Here is a 17,629-nt window from a genome sequence, read left to right as displayed (position 1 = left end):
ATGAGTGGGCCGCGGCTCCCCGCGGCCGATCCGGCAATCAGTTGAAAAAGTCGTCGAGCCAGTCGCTGTCCATTTCTTCCAGCGAGGCGTAGCGCCAACGGGGCTGCAGATCCTTGTCGATCAGCAGTGCCCGGATACCTTCGGCAAACTCGCCCTTCTTCAGGCAGTTGCAGGACAGCACCAGTTCCTTGTCCAGCACTTCCTTCAGGCTGTCGTGCCGGCAGCCATGCAGGTGTCGCCACACCAGCGCCAGGGAGGTGGGCGAGGCATTGCCAAGCCCTTTGGTGACCTTACCCAGCCAGTCCTCGCGGCTGCCCAGCTCGGTCAGCTGATTAACCACCTGCTCCAGGGAGTCGGCATCGGTCACTCTGTTGATCTCGTCAAAGTGCTCCCGAACCGGTGACTCCGGCAGGGCATCCTGGCTGTGCTGCTCGTACTGGCGGAGCACCCGGCCAACCACGGCGTGGGCACTGTCATCGCGCCACTCACTGGCTGTGAGCGCCTCGATCACCCGCTCCTTAAGGCTGTGCTTCAAGAAACGGTCGGCCATACCCACGAACAACGCGTCGGAGGCGTTGATCCTGGCGCCGGTCAGGCCAAGAAACAGGCCGGTGCGCCCCGGCATGCGGTTGAGGAACCAGCCACCGGCAACATCGGGATAGAGACCGATATTCACCTCGGGCATGGCCATTTTCGAGTTCTCGGTCACCACCCGGTGGGAGGCGCCGACCATGAGTCCGATACCGCCGCCCATCACGATACCGTTGCCCCAGCAGATCAGGGGTTTCGGGAAGGTATGGATCTGGTAGTCGAGTTCATACTCCTCGGTGAAGAACCGCTCGCCCTCACTGGCAGTGCCCGGTTCGGTCATGCTGCGGTACAGGGAGACGATATCGCCCCCGGCGCAGAACGCCTTGTCGCCCTCGGCCTCGAGCCAGACGGCACACACCTGCGGATCCTTCGCCCAACGCTGGAGCTGGGGCTTGAGCAGGTGAATCATGTCCATGGACAGTGAGTTCAGATTCTTCGGAGTGTTCAGCCGGGCCACGGCAATCATGGAACCGTCGGCGGTTTTCCACTCCTCAAAGACAATCGGTTGATCGCTCATAACAGTCCTCGCCCCGGCGGTTACCGGTTCTTCCACTGCGGTTTGCGCTTCTCAAGGAACGCGTTCACGCCTTCCCGCTGGTCCTCGGTGTAGAACAGCTCCACGAACAGCTCCCGCTCCATGCGCCAGCCATCGCTGTGGCTGCGACCGTCCCGGGCACTCATGATCAGGTTCTTGCAGCGAGCCACGGCAGACGGGCTCTGTTTGCACGCACCCTCGGCCAGCTCCAGCGCCTTCTCCAGGCCCTTGCCGGCGGGCACCACTTCCTCGACCAGACCGATTTTCAGGGCCTTGTCGGCATCAACGCGCTCACCACAGAGGATCATGCGCTTGGCCCAGCCTTCACCCACCAGCCAGGGCAGGTTCTGGGTGCCACCGGCACAGGGCAGCAGGCCCACACTGGCCTCCGGCAGCGCCATCTGGGCGTGTTCTTCAGCGATGCGGATATCACAGGCCATGGCGCATTCCAGGCCGCCACCCATGGCGTAGCCGTTGACGGCGGCGATGGAGACACCGCGGAAGGCGGTCAGGGCGGCAAAGGCCTGGCCAAAGAGCTGGCCCATATAGTTGGCGTTGGCCTTGTCGCCGTCGGCAAAGGATTTCAGGTCGGCACCGGCCGAGAAGAACTTTTCGCCCTGCCCGGTGACCACCAGCGCGAAGATGTGTTTATCTTCGTTGAGCTCTTGGATGGTTTTAGTCAGGGCTTTCAGGGAGTCCGCCGTCCAGGTGTTGGCCGGCGGGTTGTCGATGGTCAGGATTGCGATGTGTCCGCGTTTTTCGAGCTGGATGAGGTCGCTCATGTTGTTTTTCCTTCCTGTGAACATGGGGTCAGAAGAAGTGTTCTTCTGACCCCGAGTTTGACTCGAACTTGCACGAGGGGTCTGAAGAACGCTTTCTTCTGACCCCGTTTTCACGTTCAACTCACTGAATCGCCTCAGCCACACCGTCGTCCAACAACCGGCGGGCAATGATCAGGCGCATGATTTCGTTGGTACCTTCCAGAATCTGGTGCACCCGCAAATCCCGGACATAGCGCTCCAGCGGATATTCCCGGATATAACCATAGCCACCATGCAGCTGTAGCGCCTCATTGACCACGTCGAAACAGGCGTCAGTGGCAAAGCGCTTGGCCATGGCACAGTGCAGCGTCGCTTCCGGGTCGCCGCTGTCGAGCTTGAACGCACCCAGGCGCACCATCTGCCGGGCCGCCACCAGGTTGGTGGCCATGTCGGCCAGCTTGAACTGCAGGGCCTGGAACGCCGCCAGTGGCTTGCCGAACTGCTCGCGCTCGTGCATGTAGTTGCGGGCCCGCAGCAGCGCGGCCTGGGCGCCGCCCAGTGAGCAGGTGGCGATATTGAGGCGGCCACCGTCCAGGCCCTTCATGGCGATGGCGAAGCCGTCACCTTCTTCGCCCACCCGGTTACTGACGGGAATACGCACATTTTCCAGGCTGACCAGACGGGTCGGCTGGCTGTGCCAGCCCATCTTGTCTTCGTTCTTGCCGTAGGAAACACCGTCAGCGTCGGCGGGAATCACAAAGGTGGAAATGCCTTTGGAACCACTGTCGGCATCCCCCGTCCGGGCCATCAGTACCAGGATGTCGGTGCTGCCGGCGCCGGAGATGAACATCTTGCTGCCGTTGATCACATAGCTGTCGCCATCGCGCACGGCCTTGGTGCGCAGGCTGGCCGCGTCGGAGCCGGCACCGGGCTCGGTCAGGCAGTAGGAGGCCAGCCATTCGCCACTGGCGAGCTTGGGCACGAACTCCTGTTTGAGATCATCGGAAGCAAAGCTGGCCACCATCCAGGTCGCCATGTTGTGAATCGTAATGAAAGCGGCGGTGGACGGGCAGGCTGCGGCCAGTTCCTCCACGATCACCGAGGTATCCAGCCGGGACAGTCCCATGCCGCCCAGGGATTCCGGAGTGTAAAGGCCCATGAAGCCCATCTCGCCAGCTTCTTTCATCACGTCGACCGGGAAGATGTGTTCCTCATCCCACTGGGCGGCGTGGGGGGCCATGGATTTCTCGGCAAAGGCCCGGGCCGCATCCCGGAACGCCAGCTGGTCTTCGGTCAGGTTAAAGTCCATTACCAGGCTCCTGTCATGTCAAAAGGGTAAAAAGAAGGGGCCGGAAAAGATTCCGGCCCAAGACCTCACCCTCAACGCTTTAACGAAGCTGAATGGAGAAATTGGCTTCAGAGGAGGTCGCTTCGCTGGAGAACCAGCGGGACGTTACCGTCTTGGTCTCAGTATAGAAGCGAACTGCCTGCTTGCCGTAGGCGTGCTGGTCACCGTAGAAGGAGCCCTTCCAGCCGGTGAAGGAGAAGAACGGCAGGGGCACCGGAATGGGGATGTTCACACCCACCTGGCCCACGTCGATGTCGTGCTGGAAGCGACGGGCAGCACCACCGTGGTTGGTAAAGATGGAGGTACCGTTGCCGTAGGGGCTCTGGTTGATCAGGTCGATCGCCTCGCCTAGGTTGTCCACGTTCACACAGGACAGTACCGGTCCGAAGATCTCTTCCTTGTAGATGTCCATATCCGGAGTGACTTCACTGAACAGGGTCGGTCCTACCCAGTTGCCGTCCGGCAGGCCGTCAACGGTGCAGCCGCGACCGTCCAGCATCAGCTTGGCACCCTGGGCCTCGCCCGTGGCAATCAGGGACTCGATACGATCCTTGGCCTTGGCGCTGATGATCGGACCATAGCTGGCGCCGGAATCGTTCCAGGCACCCGGACGGGCCTTGGCCATGGCTTCTTTCAGTTCCGGAATCCACTGCTGGGCCTCGCCCACGAACACAGCGACGGAGATCGCCATGCAGCGCTGCCCTGCGGCGCCCACGGAGGCACCCACCAGCGCGTTGATGACCTGCTGCTTGTCCGCGTCCGGCATGATCACCATGTGGTTCTTGGCACCGGCAAAGCTCTGAACACGCTTCATGTGGCGGGTGCCGGTTTCGTAGATGTAGCGGCCGACCGGAACAGAGCCAACGAAGGAGATGGCCTTGATAGCCGGGTCGGTCAGCAGGGTATCAACCTGCTCCTTGGCACCGTGGACCACCTGCAGGACACCCTTGGGTGCGCCCGCTTCCTCGAACAGCTCGGCCAGACGCATCGGCGTCAGCGGATCCTGCTCGGAAGGCTTCAGGATGAAGGTGTTGCCGCAGGCAATGGCCATCGGGAACATCCACAGCGGAATCATGGCCGGGAAGTTGAACGGGGTGATGCCCGCACACACGCCCAGCGGCTGGATCCAGGAATGGGTGTCCACCTCGCGGGCCACGTTCTCGACGGTTTCACCCATCATCATGGAAGCCACGTTGGCGGCATGCTCAACCACCTCGATACCACGCCAGACATCACCCTTGGCGTCGTCAAAAGTCTTGCCGGTTTCCTGGGACAGGATTTCAGCGATTTCGTCGTGGTGCTCTTTCAGCAGCGCCTGGTAACGGAGCATGACCCGGGCCCGCTCGGATACCGGGGTTTCCTTCCAGGTCTTGAACACCTCACCGGCGTTGTCGATGGCCTTGCGCATTTCCTCTTCAGTCGCGCACGGCACCTTGGCGATCACTTCGTTGGTGGCAGGATTGGTAACGTCGATCCAGTTGCTGGTCTGGCTCTGGACGAATTCACCGGCAATGTACTGGGGAACATTCTTCATGTCGGTATCCCTGTTTGTTGTTATGTGGGTAAAGCCGCCCGGGAACGGGTTCGGCCACGATTGGAAAAATCCTAGCACGGGGATTGCCAATGGGTGATTGACTAAATTTCGCCCATAATGGATTATTTTTCGATGAGCAAACTTCAGAACGCCAAATCCACAGCGCAAACCTCACAGTGGCCGGTACCACCGGACAGCGTCCGCTATGTGGTACCAGAGCCCATCGTCCGCCTGCTGGCCAGCCATCCCCTGACCCGGGAACTCTACCCCCTGGCCTTTGGCCACTATCGCAAGGCCACGGGCCACCACATGCACCGGGAGCACCATCGCGACAATCTTTTGATCTATTGCACGGAAGGCAAGGCTTTCCTGAACGTCGCGGGCGAGCCCTATACCGTGGAAGCCGGTGACCTGTTGTTGCTGCCGGCCGGGGCCAGCCATCGCTATACCGCCGATCCGGATAATCCATGGACCATCCACTGGGTGCACTACACCGGTCCGCTGGCCGAGGACTTCCGTAATTACATGGGATTTGATGGCCCTACCCGCATCCGCCACCTGGGCCGGCAGCCCCGGCTGCTGGTGGATTTCAACGGTCTGCTCTCGGTACGCCAGACCGGCTTCCGCACCCGTGGTCTGATCCATGCCGCCAACCGACTGCGCCAGCTACTGGCTGCGGTGCCGTTGAACGCGGATGAAACCAGCCAGGAACGCCAGTCTGAACTGGACACCATCCACAACTACATGCGCGAGCACCTGGAGGAGCGCCTGACCCTCGAACAACTGGCGGATCTGGCCGGCCTTTCCCCGGCGCACTTTGCCACCCGTTACCGGGAACAGACCGGCACCTCGCCGATCCAGCATTTTCTGCACCTGAAAGTGGAACGAGCCTGCCAGATGCTGGATACCACCGGCCTGAGTTTTGCCGACATCAGCCGCCGCCTGGGTTACGACGATGCCTACTATTTTTCCCGCCTGTTCAAGAAGGTAATGGGCCAGTCGCCAAGGGATTACCGGCACACGGCCCGTCACTGAGGGCCAGAGTGATCGAGTGGCTCGTCTACGACTTTTGTTGAATACGTCAAACCGTTACTCTGGGGCCATAGCCAATAACAAGAGATTGCGCCATGGCACAGTACACGATAGAAATCGACGAAACCTTCGACATCCCGCGACGACGGGTGTTCGCCCTGTTTGCCGACCACCAGCGCTTCGGCAAGCTGCTGGGTGCTCCCGTCAGACGGATCCGGGACAGCGACCAGGCCGATCCCAACGGCATCGGTTCGGTCCGCAAGATCGGCATCGGGCCCATAGGCCTGGAGGAAACCGTTCTCAGCTTCGAGCCGGAAACGCTGATCGAATACACGGTCACCAGCATGAGCCCGATACGCAATCACCTGGGCCGGATTCGCTTCGAGGACACCCCGGACGGCCAGACCCGGGTGCATTACACCATAAGCTTCGAGGACATCGTGCCGTTCACCGGAAAGGTGGTCTCCAGTGCTCTGGAACAGGGAATTCGCCGGGGAATCAAACGGGTGCCGGAACTGGCCTGAGAGTCCGGTCGAAAACAAATCGTTACTTGATAAATGTCACACAATTGACCTGAGGCAAAAATTTGCATTTATCAATTCTGTAATCTCCCGCCAGGTTGCAATATCCGGCTAATAAGCCGCACACAAAATCCTGGCGGGAGACCGAAATGGCAGCAGAGCCCATTGTCCTGTTCGATAACGGACACCACAAATGCCTGATGTTCGATTCCCTGGTGACCGGTGAGGGCGTCCAGTCCAACCAGTTCCTGGTCGTTGACGGCAAGCACGAAGCCCTGATCGATCCGGGCGGAGACCTGACCTACACCCCACTCTCGGTGGCGGCTTCGCGCTACATGAACATCAAGGACATGGACTACGTCTTTGCGTCCCACCAGGATCCGGACATCATCGGCGCCATCGACCGCTGGATCGTCCACACCCGCGCCAAGATTGTGACGTCTCGGCTGTGGGCCCGATTCCTGCCGCATCTGGTTTCCAGCTATGTGACCAACCAGCTCACCGGCAGCGTCTACGACCGCATTGTGAGCATTCCGGACGGCGGCGCGAAAGTGCCTTTCGGTGATACTTACCTCACCTGCCTGCCGGCGCACTTCATGCACTCAGTCGGCAACCTGCAGTTCTACGATCCGGTCTCGAAGATCCTTTTTTCCGGTGACCTTGGTGCGTCGCTGGGCGGCGAGGATGATCACAAACCGGTCCAGGATTTCGACCGCCACATTCCCAGCATGATCGGCTTTCACAAGCGCTACATCGCCTCCCAGAAAGTCTGCCGCCTCTGGGCCGACATGGTTCGGGGACTGGAAGTAAGCATGATCGTGCCCCAGCATGGCAAACGTTTCGAAGGTCCCGAGATGGTGGAGCGGTTCCTGAACTGGGTTTCGGATGTGCCGTGCGGCATCGACCTGATGAGCCCGGACAACTACACCCCACCGACCGACTACATTTGATCCCTCCGGGCGGCGGCCCTGTCGCCCCCCGTTTCCCCTCTCGAACCAGCACAACGGCATTAAACCTGTTCCCCAACCGTTTTGTTGAGTAAAATCCGGCGTTTTCCTGAACAGCAAGAAGAGGCAGGTCAGATGGGCAGAGCCTACCAGAACCGAAAAGAGTCCATGGCCAAGACGGCTGCGGCAAAAACCAAGGTCTACAGCAAGTACGGCCGCGAAATCTACATGTGCGCCAAGTCCGGCGGCATTGACCCCCAGGCCAACCTGACGCTACGCGGCCTTATCGACCGCGCCAAGAAGGACCAGGTGCCGAGCCACGTCATTGAAAAGGCCATCGACAAGGCCAAGGGTGGTGGCGGCGAGGACTACTCCCCCGCCCGGTACGAAGGCTACGGCCCCGGCAACTGCATGGTCATCGTCGACTGCCTCACCGACAACCCGAACCGCACCTTTGGCGATGTCCGTCTGGCCTTCACCAAGACCAAGTGCAAGATCGGCACCCCGGGCGCCGTTGCCCACATGTTCGATCATTGCGCGATTTTCGCCTTCACCGGTCAGGATGAAGAAGCAGTACTCGAGGCCCTGATGGAAGCAGACGTGGACGTGACGGATATCGAGAACGAGGACGGCCGCATCACCGTATTCACACCGAACACGGAATACGCCAAGGCCAAGCAGGCCCTGGAAGCCGCTTTCGAGGGTATCGAGTTCGATGTGGACGAAATCCAGTTCCTGCCGAAAACCACCACCCCGGTAGAGGGCGATGATGTGCCCATGTTCGAGAAATTCCTCGACATGCTGAACGAACTGGACGATGTCCAGAACGTTTACCACAACGCCGAAGTCAGCGACTAACCGGGCGGGATTCAGGCCCCGTTACCGGGGCCTGTCGAAGACCTGGGTCCAGTAATTCGGATAATCAGCCGTCCGGCTATCGACCCTGACTACGGCAACGCCCGTGAACCGGCTGTCCATGATGTTCCGGCAGTGCCCCGGGCTCTCCAGCCAGCCGGTCATGACCGACTCCACATCATCAAAGCCTGCGGCAATGTTCTCGCCGACCACAGACCACTCGTAGCCGGTTTCGGTAACGCGATCCCCGACCCGCAGACCATCCGAGCCGGTGTGGCTGAAGAAATTGTTCTGGGCCATGTCATTGCTGTGTTTGCTCGCCGCCCCTTCAACCGGGCAGTTGTAGACCAGCGGCTCGACCGCGGGGAAGAACTCGGCTCCGCACTGGCGGCCCTGACTGCGAGCCGCATTCACATACTCCAGCATCACCGCCTGGTATTCCTGTACCTCGCAACCGTTCACCAGGATTGTGACCGGTTCTTCGGGCGCAGACCGGTTCCTCTCGGTGCTGTCCGACACAGCGGAGGCCGATGACTCACCGCCACCGGATCCGCCGCCGCAACCGGCAATCAAAACCGTCGAAAGAACGAAAAACAACAACCTTGAGGATGTACTCATTGAATTCTGGACCGCCGTTCCGGTTAAATTATGGAAAAGTACGCAAATTAACGAACGGTTCCCGGGATTGGATCCACGAAACTACATTTCCTTACAATGCTTGCCCGAACCGACATGTATCCACTTACCCTGCACTATCGGTGAACTGACAGATGGAAAAGACACGAGTTCTGATTTTGAAAACCGGGACCACCTACGCCGATATCCGGGCCCGGTTTGGCGATTTCGAGGACTGGTTCATCAGGGGCCTGGCTCCCGACCTCGATCTTACCGTGGTGAATCTTCCCGAGGGTGAACAACCCGGGGATCCAACAGAATGGAACGGAATCGTGGTGACCGGCTCACCTGCAATGGTCAGTGACCGGGAAGACTGGAGCGAGAAGGCCGCAGCGTGGCTGGCAAAGGCCGTGGACGCCGGCGTGCCGGTGCTGGGCGTATGCTACGGCCACCAGTTGCTGGCCCATGCCTTGGGCGGAGAGGTGGGCTACCACCCGAAGGGCCGTGAAACCGGCACCAGGGTCGTCGAACTGTTTCCCGAGGCTGGGCAGGATCCCCTGTTCAACTCGATGCCCGAGCGCTTCCGGGCACAGCTGACCCACAAGCAGTCGGTTCTGAGACTGCCCCCTGATGCAGTGCTGCTGGGCAAGTCCGATTTTGAACCCCACCAGGCGTTCCGGGTCCGCGAATGCGCCTGGGGTGTGCAGTTCCACCCGGAGTTTTCCGATACCATCATGCGGGCCTACCTGGAAGTCCAGGCGCCGGATCTGGACCGGGAAGGGCTGGATGCGCAGGCCCTGCTCGATGAGGTCGCACCGGCTCCCGAGGCAAGTGGGCTTCTGCAGCGCTTCTCCGAGCTGGTCTTGAAGAATAAGGCCTGACGGACAGAAGACCGCTGGTCAGTCGAGGATATAGGCGGTCTTCTCCAGAGTGTTCTCATCCTCATCGATAAACCGGAATTCATTCCAGCCAACCCGGATCATGTCGTTACTGTTGAGACGTTGCCTCCCCTCCACGCGAAGATCGTTCACGAAGGTGCCATTGGTGCTGTTGCTGTCGACGATGTAGAAATCAATCGTGCCCTCGAGATAGGCATTGGGTGACGCTTCAATGACAGCGTGCTGCCCACTCACGGAAATTTCGTCGATACGGATGTCATTGTCCGGTCGCCGTCCGATCCGGGTCAGGGATTGCTCCAGCTCAAAGGTGTGGACCACCACGTTGTCCACCAGCTGTGAAAGTGATGCCATTCTCGTATTCCTCAGTCCTTCAACATCATTAAAACAACGGAGACGTTGTCTCCGGCGCCGTTTTCCAGGCTCTGGTCGATCAGCGCCTGCACCGCATCATCTGCCTCCGTGCACTGCCCGATAGTTTCGGCCCACCGGGCCTCCGGCAGCGCTCCGGTGAGTCCGTCGGAACACAGCAGCAGCCCCTCCCCCGGTGCCAGTTCCTGCACCCGGAAGCTGGGCGTGGCGTCGTCGGAGGCACCCACGGCCCGGGTGAGCACGTTCCGGAACGGTACCCTCGGGGCTTCGGCTTCGCTGATGCTGCCATCCTCGATCATGTTCTGGACCACGGTATCGTCCCGGGTCAGGCACCGGGGGCCGGTGTCCGCAATCAGGTAACAGCGGGAATCACCGATATGAGCGATAAAGGCGGTGCTATCGATGACCCAGGCCACCACCAGGGTCGTGCCCATCTTCTCCAGTCGGGCGTCCCTGGCCTGTTCTTCCTGTATTCTCGCCGTAGCCAGACCAAAGGCGGCGTCCAGCCGTTCCCGGACAGCCACCGGATCTGGAACCACCGAGGCTGACAGCGCGGGTAGTAACGAATCCAGCACCGCCGCCGCCGCCAGCTGACTGGCCAATTCGCCGCCCTGGTGGCCTCCCATACCATCCGCCAGCACCAGCAAAACCTGACGGCCATCATGGCCGCGCCGCCACTCCACCCGGTCCTGATTGGTCTGGCGCACCGACCCTACGTGGGAGTCGCCGGCAATGTCATAGTCCATCAGGAGGTTACCTCCCTTGCCTCGCGCTGTGCCTGGCGTCTGAGTGCTTCGGCCATCTCGGAAGCGGTGGCGAAACGTTTGTCAGGCTCACGCTGGATCGCCTTGTTGATCAGCCTGACCACACCGTTGGGCAGATCCGGATTGAGCGAACGGGCACTGCGCGGGCGCTTGTTCAGGATCTGATAGGTCAGGTTGGCCAGGGTGTCCCCCTGGTATGGGGTTTCCCCGGTCACCAGTTTGTACAGGGTAACCCCGAGGCTGTAGATGTCCGAGGCTCTCGTCACTTTCTGCCCTTTCAACTGTTCCGGGGACATGTACAGGGGGCTACCCATCACGCTTCCGGTCCTGGTGACAGAATCATCAGCAATCCGGGCGATTCCGAAATCGGTAACCCGGATATCACCGCTGTCCGGATCGTAGATCAGGTTCGCCGGTTTGATATCCCGGTGAATGATCTTCTGTTCGTGGGCATAGGCCAGGGCATCCGCCACCTGCGCGACCACGTCCAGCACGGTCGCCAGCGGCAACAGCCGGCCGGCCCGGCCAAACTCGCTCAGGGGCCGGCCCCGGGCGTAATCCATGGCGATATAGGCCAGGTCCGCCTCTTCTCCCACATCGTAAACGGTGACGATGGCCGGATGGCTGAGCCGGCCCGCCGCCTCGGCCTCACGAAAAAAACGGCTTTTGAGAGCCTTTAACTCCTCACCTTCAAAGGCGTGGTAGCTCAGGGTCTTGATAGCGACGGTGCGGGCAATGGCAGGGTCCCGGCCCAGGTACACTACCCCCATGGCGCCCCGGCCCAGTTCCCGCTGGATCTCATAGCGCCCCAGCGTAGGCCGGCTGACCGACTGGTCCGGCATCACCAGAGTCTGGGTAGCGTCGAAGCTGCCGGCTGCCGCTCCTGCCGACCCGGAGGCAAGATTCTCCAGCGCGGCCAGCCGTTCGTCTGCATCGCGGAATTTTTTCTTGCGGGAGACGATGGCCCGGTAGGTCTGTATCGCCTTGTCATACTGGCGCTTGCGCTCCTGCTGCAGGGCGATACGGTAACGCAGATCCAGGCTTTCCTCGCCCTCCGGGCAGCTGGCGATAGCCTCGAGGGCTTCATCCGTCTGTCCCTGGTCCAGCAATAGCTGGCCTAACCTCAGCCGAGCCTCCCTGGCGTTTTCCGTAAGCGACCGGATCTGCCGGTAAGGCTGCAACCAGAACAGCATGATCACATACCCGAACGCCAGCAGGGTGTTGATCTCTCCCAGGGGTAGCCAGAGGTTGTGATAGAACATCAGCGCCGCCTGGAGCACCAGGAGGCCACCGCCCAGCAGCAGTGTCACCGGCAACGAAACAGCAGCACCCATCCGGGGGATGGCAAAGACCAGGTAGCCCGCGGTTACTACCAGGCCGGCATCAACCGCAAGCCGGCCCCAGACCGGCAGATCGAGACCGCCGGATTCTTCAGAGCCCAGAAATTCAAGGAGCTCCTTGTCCAGCCAGGCCACCCAGGGGATCTGTTCGCCGGCCACGATAAAAACAGCCGCAAGGGCGACCACGAGCGAACGCAGACTGAACAGGCTCGATAACGGATGTGATAACGGATTCACAGGCAACTTCGTTGTAAATGATTGATCCGACTAGTTTAGAAAGCGAACCAGTGATGGGACAGTTGCCGGCCGGCGTTTTTTGTAAGGGTTTGTTTACCTGAGAGCGGGGTCACGTATAGTAGAATTTAGAAAAACCTTGAGCATCAGGGCCCCAGCCAATGACCACGGCAATACACACGCGACCCATCAATGAGCGCATCGACTGGCTGATGGAGGTCAGCCGCAAACACTCCGCCAGCTTTTGCAGCCCTGACAACTACCTGTCCCGCCAGCGCTACCTGGCAGAACACGACACCCTGATCATTGCCATGAAGTGCATGGACGGGCGCATACACCTGCCGTACGCGACACAGACACCTCTGGGTGTCATTCACCCGTTCCGCGAGCCCGGATCTGTCCCACCCAATCCGCCAGGCCGCCGGCATCATCCAGAACAACATGGACAGCGGCCGGATTCCCGATGACGGTTTTTTACTACTCTCGTCAGCACCCTATACGGAACCCGGGCCCCAGAAAGCGCGTGCTGTTCTCAAGTCGGACTTTCTGGGGGACTTCGCCGCCGGGGTGATAGAGGAGGCCTTTCCCCAGCTTGCGAGCAAGATGATTCGCCGGTCAGCGATCCTGCACTGGCCTGAACGGCGCCTTGAAGTCCGGCGACCATGACAATTTTGTATGTTGAATGAATACATATCTGAACCTACTGTTTTAGTCGACAACACAAGAAAGGAGCCTGGAATGTCCGAGATACGTAATTATCTGAAGCAGGTTTCACTGGTGATGGCCGTACTCATGGCCATGGCCACTACCTTTTCCACCACCGCCCATGCCGGCATGGTCGGGACCGGAGAGATCATCCAGCAGCAGCAGGTCGAACTGGACCGGCAACAGCTCCTGAACATGCTGGAAAAGCAGGAAGTACAGGAAAAGCTGGCCGAGATGGGCGTGAGCAAGGATCAGGTGGCGGATCGGATCCAGAATCTGACACCGGCCGAGCTGGCCGATTTCGAACAACAGCTGGCAGAAGCGCCCGCCGGCCAGGACGTGGTGGGGATTATCGTGCTGTTCCTGCTGGTATTCATCATCACCGACATGCTCTGCGCCACAGACCTCTTCTCGTTCATCAACTGTATCCGCTGATCGAACGTTTTGATGTATCGACTGAGGAATGCCGGCAGGATTGCAGCCCTTGCGGTTCTAGTCCTGCTGGCAGGCTGTGCCTCCACCCCGCCCTGGCCGGAACCTGAGTCCGCTGCTGGCAAGCCCGTACTACCCGACCGTGTCCTTCTGGAAGATGTGCCCTTCTACGCCCAGGAGAAGTACCAGTGCGGCCCTGCTTCCCTGGCCATGATGCTGAACAGCCATGGGCTCGAAACCGACCCGGATGTGCTCAGGGAACTCGTATACATCCCGGGCCGTGAGGGCTCGCTGCAGGTTGAGATGGTGGCCGGTGCCCGCTCACACAACATGGTCGTGTACCCGCTGGAGCCGAATCTTGAGGCCGTTCTCGAGGAAGTCAGTGCCGGTAATCCGGTGCTGGTCATGCAGAACCTGCTCATCGACTGGTGGCCTCAGTGGCATTTTGCCGTTGTGGTGGGTTTTGACCGTGACGATGAAACCATCATCCTGAACACGGATACCCGCAAGCACTACGCCATGCCCTACAAGGCTTTCCACGCCACCTGGAGCCGGGCCGAGCGCTGGGCCGTCGTGGTTCTGCCTCCGGAGCAGATACCGGCCACGGCAGACCCCCTCGCCTTCCTCAGGGCCGCCCATGACCTAGAGTCCACCGGGCATAGCCGGGCTGCGCTCAGCGCCTACCAGACCGCGGAGCAAACCTGGCCGCAACAACCGGCGCCCATCATGGCCCAGGGTAATCTGGCCTACGGGCAACAGCAGTGGTCCGGGGCGGTGATCCATTTCAGGCGGGTGGTAGAGCAATTTCCGGACTACGCCGAGGGCTGGAACAATCTGGCGTATACCCTGGATCAGGCGGATTGCCCGGTACAGGCCACAGCCGCGCTTTCCTGCGCCCGGAGCCTGGCACCGGAGCGGTTTGGCAAGGAAGAGGCAGCCTTCGGTACCGGGCAAACCGGCGACAGCGAGAACTGTCCAGCCCTGCCATCCTGCCCGGTATCCACGCAGTGAAGAGGCCGGTGATTATCGGCCTTTTCTCAGCAGCACCACATCCTTCAAGGGAACTTCCAGCGCCCAGCCATGCTTCCGTGCCAGCCATTCAAACGTAGCCTGCCGGTAGAACACCACATGGGTCGGATCCCGACGGTAGTGCCAGTTATCGAATCGCTCATCGTCGGTCTGGAAACAGGTCATGATGCCCAGCCAGCCGCCAGGCCTGAGTAACCGGTCCAGCAGATTGAAAACCTCGGCGGGCTCGTAAATATGCTCCACCACTTCGGTACAGGTAATGAAATCGTAGGATCGGTCCAGACTCGCCATGTCCGGGTGGAAGAAGGGATCGTAGAGCGCCATGGCAAAACCGGCCTCCTCCAGCATTCCGGCCAGGGCCGGGCCCGGCCCACAGCCAAAATCCAGTCCTTCTGCCCCGGGTGGCAGTCGTTCCGTCAGTGGATCGGCCAGTTTTGTAAGAAATCTCCGGTAGCCCACGTCTTCCGGGTCGTTTTCATGGAATTCATAGATCTGCTTTTCTTCCCCGGGAGTCAGCCGGGATTGCGGTGCCATGATGGTCGCCAGGCAGGTGGGGCAACGCAGGTAGACCTGCTGGCCGATCTGCCGGAAAAATTCCGGATGACCCTCGAGACAGACCGGGCAACGGGGCAGTTCGGCACTGGTCATGGTCAGTCCAGCCCCGCTGAAGACCGGAGCGCCTGATCGAATTCCTGGCGGTCGGGCTCAACCGCGCTGATCAGCTCGATCCGGGTCAGCTCACGGGGCTCGGACGGCGATACCGACAGCGCCCCATCCACCATGTTGATCGCGCGCCAGCCGTCCAGGGTATGCACCACGGCCTTGAGCCTCACGATACGCTCATCCATGGCCAGGGCCATCAACAGGTTTTCATCGAACACCAGTTTCGGGTGAACCCGCCAGCCAAGACTGTAATGCCCCTGCCCCCGGTTACTGACCAGTTGCCAGGGTTCCTCTTCGATATCCGGTACCGGCGTCGCAGCCTTGCCATGGTGGTGATGGTGGGCGTGGGGATCGCTCACGTCCCGGGGCTCCGCCTTGCCATTCAGCCAGGCAGGTGACAGTTGCCCATGCCGGGTATGCAACACCTGCTGTTTGGCGGGCCCCAGGGCTGCGGCCCACTGATCGAAGTGCGCAAGCTGGGCGTCGGTACACAGGTCAGTCTTGTTGGCCACCAGGATATCAGCGGCGGCGACCTGGTCCCGGAACTGCACATTGTCCAGGACCCGCGGATCTTCCAGCTTGCGGGGATCAACCAGGGTAATCACAGGGCCGATCGCCAGGATGTCCCGGTAGTGCTCGCTGGTCAGGGTGTCCAGAATCTGGGAAGGGTGTCCGAGCCCCGTGGGTTCTATCAGCAACCGGTCCGGTCGGGCCTTGTGGATCAGCTGGTTCAGGCCGATCTGCATGGGCAAACCCGCCACGCAACACATACACCCGCCCGGTATTTCCCTGACGAACGCCCCTTCGGTCTCCAGCAGCGCGCCATCGATGCCGACTTCGCCGAATTCGTTGACCAGTACGGCCCAGGTTTCGTATTCCGGCTTGTGCCGGAGCAGATCGAGAATGGCGGTGGTCTTGCCAACACCGAGGAAACCCAGGATCAGGTTGGTTGGAATTGGGCGGGAAATGTCCGGCATCGGTAATGGGCCTCGAAATTGTTATAATATAACAACCTCGCTACGGCGTTGACCAGCCTCGATTCACTTGCCGACTTTCACTAGCCGGTCAAGGCGGAGCCGCTCGCGCTCGTCAAACAGCCGACGGCTGCCCCAGGACACCGCCATCAGGGCACCAAAACCGGTGCCGACCGTGATGATGAGCATCACCAGTATCTGATACTTCACCGCGACTGCGGGGGGACTGCCGGCGAGGATCTGGCCTGTCATCATGCCGGGCAGGCTGACGATGCCTGCGGCGGCCATGGCATTGATCGACGGCATCATGCCTCCCCGCATGGCATCCTTGCGAATATCCTCCACCGCCTGACGCCAGGTCTGCCCGAGCATCAGCCGGTTTTCGATGACGGCCCGCTGGTGCCAGACGGACTCGTTGAGGCGATCCAGGCTCAGGGCCACCCCGGTCATGGTGTTGCCCAGCATCATGCCCAGCAGGGGGATGGCGTATTGAGGGGCATACCAGGGCGATGGGCCGATAATCACCGTCAGGGCCAGTACGGTGACGGCAAAGGAGGAGACAAACATCGCGCCGGTGCCGATCCCGAACGCCCAGATGCCCCGCAGCCTCCGCTGCTGTCGAGCCATCACTTCCCTGCCCGCCACCAGCAGCATGACCGTGGCCAACAGGGCAATCCAGTAAAGTCTGGCCGAGGCGAACAGCGCTTCCAGAACCAGCCCGATCAGGGCCAGCTGAATGCCGGTACGGACACTGGCGATGAGCAGGCTGCGGGTGATACCCAGCCTGGCCCACAGGCTGACTCCGGCAAGCGCCAGCACCAGCACGGCGGCCAGCCCCAACTTCCACCAGGCAAGATCAATAACTTCCATTCACCCACTCCAGCTGCGATCCGCTGATGCGATAGTGGTGATTCGCCACTCGACGGATCTGCCCCTGATCATGGGCCACCCAGAGCACGGCCAGGTTCCGGCGCCGGATCTCATCCAGTAACCAGACCTCCACAGCGGCCGTCATGTCTTCATCCAGGTTCGCCGTGGGCTCGTCCAGCAACAGCGCTTCCGGCGCCATTGCCAGCGCCCGCCACAGGGCCAGGCGCTGGCGTTCACCGGAGGACAGCCGGCTCACCGGCCAGTCCATCACCCCTGGAGGAAAACCTAGAGCTTCGGGCATGGTGTGACGGGCTTCCTCTGCGAAGTGGGCGCCGACCTCATCAAACCACCACTGGCTGTCCGCCGGAATCATCACCACCCGTTTGCGCCATTCGTGGGCCGGCAAGGAAACCTGTTCGATATCATCGAGGTAGATTCGACCGTCATGGGGTTCCAGATCGGCCACTGCCCGCAGCAAACGACTCTTGCCGCTTCCGGAGGCACCTGAGATGCACACCACCGCCCCGCTGCCGACCTGCAACGAGACTTCTTTCAGGGTGCCAACCGATACCGTGTCCAGGCGTAGCTCACTCAAATCCGGGACTCCGGTG

Annotated in this window: 20 protein-coding genes; 8 read left to right on the top strand and 12 right to left on the bottom strand. The window is 60.7% G+C overall.

Features of this window, described 5'->3' with window-relative positions:
* Positions 1 to 37 precede the first annotated feature (37 nt).
* From DET50_RS01780 to DET50_RS01765, 4 genes are all read right to left on the bottom strand, one after another.
* A complete protein-coding gene (locus tag DET50_RS01780) occupies positions 38 to 1,108 on the bottom strand; it encodes an enoyl-CoA hydratase/isomerase family protein (protein ID WP_113861160.1) in 1,071 nt (356 codons plus the stop codon).
* A gap of 20 nt (positions 1,109 to 1,128) precedes the next feature.
* A complete protein-coding gene (locus tag DET50_RS01775; protein WP_113861159.1) occupies positions 1,129 to 1,908 on the bottom strand; it encodes an enoyl-CoA hydratase in 780 nt (259 codons plus the stop codon).
* Positions 1,909 to 2,029: 121 nt separating this feature from the next.
* A complete protein-coding gene (locus tag DET50_RS01770) occupies positions 2,030 to 3,196 on the bottom strand; it encodes an acyl-CoA dehydrogenase family protein (RefSeq protein ID WP_113861158.1) in 1,167 nt (388 codons plus the stop codon).
* Between the two features lie 79 nt (positions 3,197 to 3,275).
* Positions 3,276 to 4,769 (bottom strand): CoA-acylating methylmalonate-semialdehyde dehydrogenase, encoded by a 1,494-nt coding sequence (locus DET50_RS01765; RefSeq protein ID WP_113861157.1) that lies wholly within the window; start codon positions 4,767 to 4,769, stop codon positions 3,276 to 3,278.
* A 132-nt stretch (positions 4,770 to 4,901) separates the two neighbouring features.
* On the opposite strand from DET50_RS01765, the gene DET50_RS01760 reads away from it, so the two are divergent.
* The 4 genes from DET50_RS01760 (at position 4,902) to DET50_RS01745 (ending at position 8,127) form a co-directional block, all read left to right on the top strand.
* Complete coding sequence (locus tag DET50_RS01760) at positions 4,902 to 5,804, top strand: AraC family transcriptional regulator (protein ID WP_113861156.1); 903 nt, start codon at positions 4,902 to 4,904, stop codon at positions 5,802 to 5,804.
* Positions 5,805 to 5,896: 92 nt separating this feature from the next.
* Entirely contained in the window at positions 5,897 to 6,325 is a 429-nt protein-coding gene (locus DET50_RS01755; protein ID WP_113861155.1) for an SRPBCC family protein, read from the top strand.
* A 146-nt stretch (positions 6,326 to 6,471) separates the two neighbouring features.
* A complete protein-coding gene (locus DET50_RS01750; protein ID WP_113861154.1) occupies positions 6,472 to 7,272 on the top strand; it encodes an oxygen-binding di-iron domain-containing protein in 801 nt (266 codons plus the stop codon).
* A 132-nt stretch (positions 7,273 to 7,404) separates the two neighbouring features.
* Positions 7,405 to 8,127, top strand: a complete 723-nt coding sequence (locus DET50_RS01745) for a YebC/PmpR family DNA-binding transcriptional regulator (RefSeq protein ID WP_113861153.1) — start codon at positions 7,405 to 7,407, stop codon at positions 8,125 to 8,127.
* Positions 8,128 to 8,148: 21 nt separating this feature from the next.
* On the opposite strand, the gene DET50_RS01740 is transcribed toward DET50_RS01745, so the two are convergent.
* Complete coding sequence (locus tag DET50_RS01740) at positions 8,149 to 8,742, bottom strand: CAP domain-containing protein (RefSeq protein WP_113861152.1); 594 nt, start codon at positions 8,740 to 8,742, stop codon at positions 8,149 to 8,151.
* A gap of 152 nt (positions 8,743 to 8,894) precedes the next feature.
* Between DET50_RS01740 and DET50_RS01735 the strand changes: the two genes are divergently transcribed.
* On the top strand, positions 8,895 to 9,620 hold the full coding sequence (locus DET50_RS01735; protein WP_113861151.1) for a glutamine amidotransferase: 726 nt from the start codon (positions 8,895 to 8,897) through the stop codon (positions 9,618 to 9,620).
* 18 nt (positions 9,621 to 9,638) lie between these two features.
* Here the strand turns inward: DET50_RS01735 and DET50_RS01730 are convergent, their stop codons facing one another.
* From DET50_RS01730 to DET50_RS01720, 3 genes are read right to left on the bottom strand one after another with little or no spacing between them, the layout of a single operon-like run.
* Positions 9,639 to 9,989: an FHA domain-containing protein gene (locus DET50_RS01730; RefSeq protein ID WP_113861150.1), complete on the bottom strand. Its 351-nt coding sequence runs from the start codon at positions 9,987 to 9,989 to the stop codon at positions 9,639 to 9,641.
* An 11-nt stretch (positions 9,990 to 10,000) separates the two neighbouring features.
* Positions 10,001 to 10,753, bottom strand: a complete 753-nt coding sequence (locus tag DET50_RS01725; protein WP_113861149.1) for a PP2C family protein-serine/threonine phosphatase — start codon at positions 10,751 to 10,753, stop codon at positions 10,001 to 10,003.
* On the bottom strand, positions 10,753 to 12,348 hold the full coding sequence (locus tag DET50_RS01720) for a serine/threonine-protein kinase (protein WP_258546022.1): 1,596 nt from the start codon (positions 12,346 to 12,348) through the stop codon (positions 10,753 to 10,755). The genes DET50_RS01725 and DET50_RS01720 overlap by 1 nt, the downstream gene beginning before the upstream one ends.
* A 158-nt stretch (positions 12,349 to 12,506) precedes the next feature.
* On the opposite strand from DET50_RS01720, the gene DET50_RS19555 reads away from it, so the two are divergent.
* The 3 genes from DET50_RS19555 to DET50_RS01705 all read left to right on the top strand — a co-directional run bounded on the left by DET50_RS19555 (position 12,507) and on the right by DET50_RS01705 (position 14,493).
* Positions 12,507 to 12,812 carry a hypothetical protein gene (locus tag DET50_RS19555; protein WP_258546021.1) on the top strand — a complete coding sequence of 102 codons (306 nt, stop codon included), beginning with the start codon at positions 12,507 to 12,509 and terminating at the stop codon, positions 12,810 to 12,812.
* 271 nt (positions 12,813 to 13,083) lie between these two features.
* A complete protein-coding gene (locus DET50_RS01710; protein WP_113861148.1) occupies positions 13,084 to 13,485 on the top strand; it encodes a PA2779 family protein in 402 nt (133 codons plus the stop codon).
* A 12-nt stretch (positions 13,486 to 13,497) separates the two neighbouring features.
* Entirely contained in the window at positions 13,498 to 14,493 is a 996-nt protein-coding gene (locus tag DET50_RS01705; RefSeq protein ID WP_113861147.1) for a PA2778 family cysteine peptidase, read from the top strand.
* A 12-nt stretch (positions 14,494 to 14,505) separates the two neighbouring features.
* Here DET50_RS01705 and DET50_RS01700 read toward each other — a convergent pair whose 3' ends face one another.
* The 4 genes from DET50_RS01700 to DET50_RS01685 form a co-directional block, all read right to left on the bottom strand.
* Positions 14,506 to 15,159 carry a class I SAM-dependent methyltransferase gene (locus DET50_RS01700; protein WP_258546020.1) on the bottom strand — a complete coding sequence of 218 codons (654 nt, stop codon included), beginning with the start codon at positions 15,157 to 15,159 and terminating at the stop codon, positions 14,506 to 14,508.
* Between the two features lie 2 nt (positions 15,160 to 15,161).
* Positions 15,162 to 16,151: a CobW family GTP-binding protein gene (locus DET50_RS01695; protein ID WP_181799908.1), complete on the bottom strand. Its 990-nt coding sequence runs from the start codon at positions 16,149 to 16,151 to the stop codon at positions 15,162 to 15,164.
* Positions 16,152 to 16,214: 63 nt separating this feature from the next.
* Positions 16,215 to 17,018, bottom strand: a complete 804-nt coding sequence (locus DET50_RS01690) for an ABC transporter permease (RefSeq protein ID WP_113861146.1) — start codon at positions 17,016 to 17,018, stop codon at positions 16,215 to 16,217.
* Positions 17,005 to 17,613, bottom strand: a complete 609-nt coding sequence (locus tag DET50_RS01685; RefSeq protein ID WP_113861145.1) for an ABC transporter ATP-binding protein — start codon at positions 17,611 to 17,613, stop codon at positions 17,005 to 17,007. Before DET50_RS01685 ends, DET50_RS01690 begins: the two co-directional genes overlap by 14 nt.
* Positions 17,614 to 17,629: the final 16 nt, after the last annotated feature.

Source organism: Marinobacter pelagius (genome assembly GCF_003315345.1).
Taxonomy (GTDB): domain Bacteria; phylum Pseudomonadota; class Gammaproteobacteria; order Pseudomonadales; family Oleiphilaceae; genus Marinobacter; species Marinobacter pelagius_A.
Note: the sequence above shows the minus strand (reverse complement) of the source record. Positions and strands in the feature narration are given on the sequence as shown.

Bases quoted from the DNA above. Each gene is read 5' to 3' on its own strand.
- DET50_RS01700 (WP_258546020.1), bottom strand. From the start codon at position 15,159: ATGACCAGTGCCGAACTGCCCCGTTGCCCGGTCTGTCTCGAGGGTCAT.
- DET50_RS01745 (WP_113861153.1), top strand. From the start codon at position 7,405: ATGGGCAGAGCCTACCAGAACCGAAAAGAGTCCATGGCCAAGACGGCT.
- DET50_RS01695 (WP_181799908.1), bottom strand. From the start codon at position 16,151: ATGCCGGACATTTCCCGCCCAATTCCAACCAACCTGATCCTGGGTTTC.
- DET50_RS01750 (WP_113861154.1), top strand. From the start codon at position 6,472: ATGGCAGCAGAGCCCATTGTCCTGTTCGATAACGGACACCACAAATGC.
- DET50_RS01740 (WP_113861152.1), bottom strand. From the start codon at position 8,742: ATGAGTACATCCTCAAGGTTGTTGTTTTTCGTTCTTTCGACGGTTTTG.
- DET50_RS01735 (WP_113861151.1), top strand. From the start codon at position 8,895: ATGGAAAAGACACGAGTTCTGATTTTGAAAACCGGGACCACCTACGCC.
- DET50_RS01730 (WP_113861150.1), bottom strand. From the start codon at position 9,989: ATGGCATCACTTTCACAGCTGGTGGACAACGTGGTGGTCCACACCTTT.
- DET50_RS01705 (WP_113861147.1), top strand. From the start codon at position 13,498: ATGTATCGACTGAGGAATGCCGGCAGGATTGCAGCCCTTGCGGTTCTA.
- DET50_RS01755 (WP_113861155.1), top strand. From the start codon at position 5,897: ATGGCACAGTACACGATAGAAATCGACGAAACCTTCGACATCCCGCGA.
- DET50_RS19555 (WP_258546021.1), top strand. From the start codon at position 12,507: ATGACCACGGCAATACACACGCGACCCATCAATGAGCGCATCGACTGG.
- DET50_RS01780 (WP_113861160.1), bottom strand. From the start codon at position 1,108: ATGAGCGATCAACCGATTGTCTTTGAGGAGTGGAAAACCGCCGACGGT.
- DET50_RS01710 (WP_113861148.1), top strand. From the start codon at position 13,084: ATGTCCGAGATACGTAATTATCTGAAGCAGGTTTCACTGGTGATGGCC.
- DET50_RS01775 (WP_113861159.1), bottom strand. From the start codon at position 1,908: ATGAGCGACCTCATCCAGCTCGAAAAACGCGGACACATCGCAATCCTG.
- DET50_RS01770 (WP_113861158.1), bottom strand. From the start codon at position 3,196: ATGGACTTTAACCTGACCGAAGACCAGCTGGCGTTCCGGGATGCGGCC.
- DET50_RS01765 (WP_113861157.1), bottom strand. From the start codon at position 4,769: ATGAAGAATGTTCCCCAGTACATTGCCGGTGAATTCGTCCAGAGCCAG.
- DET50_RS01760 (WP_113861156.1), top strand. From the start codon at position 4,902: ATGAGCAAACTTCAGAACGCCAAATCCACAGCGCAAACCTCACAGTGG.
- DET50_RS01725 (WP_113861149.1), bottom strand. From the start codon at position 10,753: ATGGACTATGACATTGCCGGCGACTCCCACGTAGGGTCGGTGCGCCAG.
- DET50_RS01690 (WP_113861146.1), bottom strand. From the start codon at position 17,018: ATGGAAGTTATTGATCTTGCCTGGTGGAAGTTGGGGCTGGCCGCCGTG.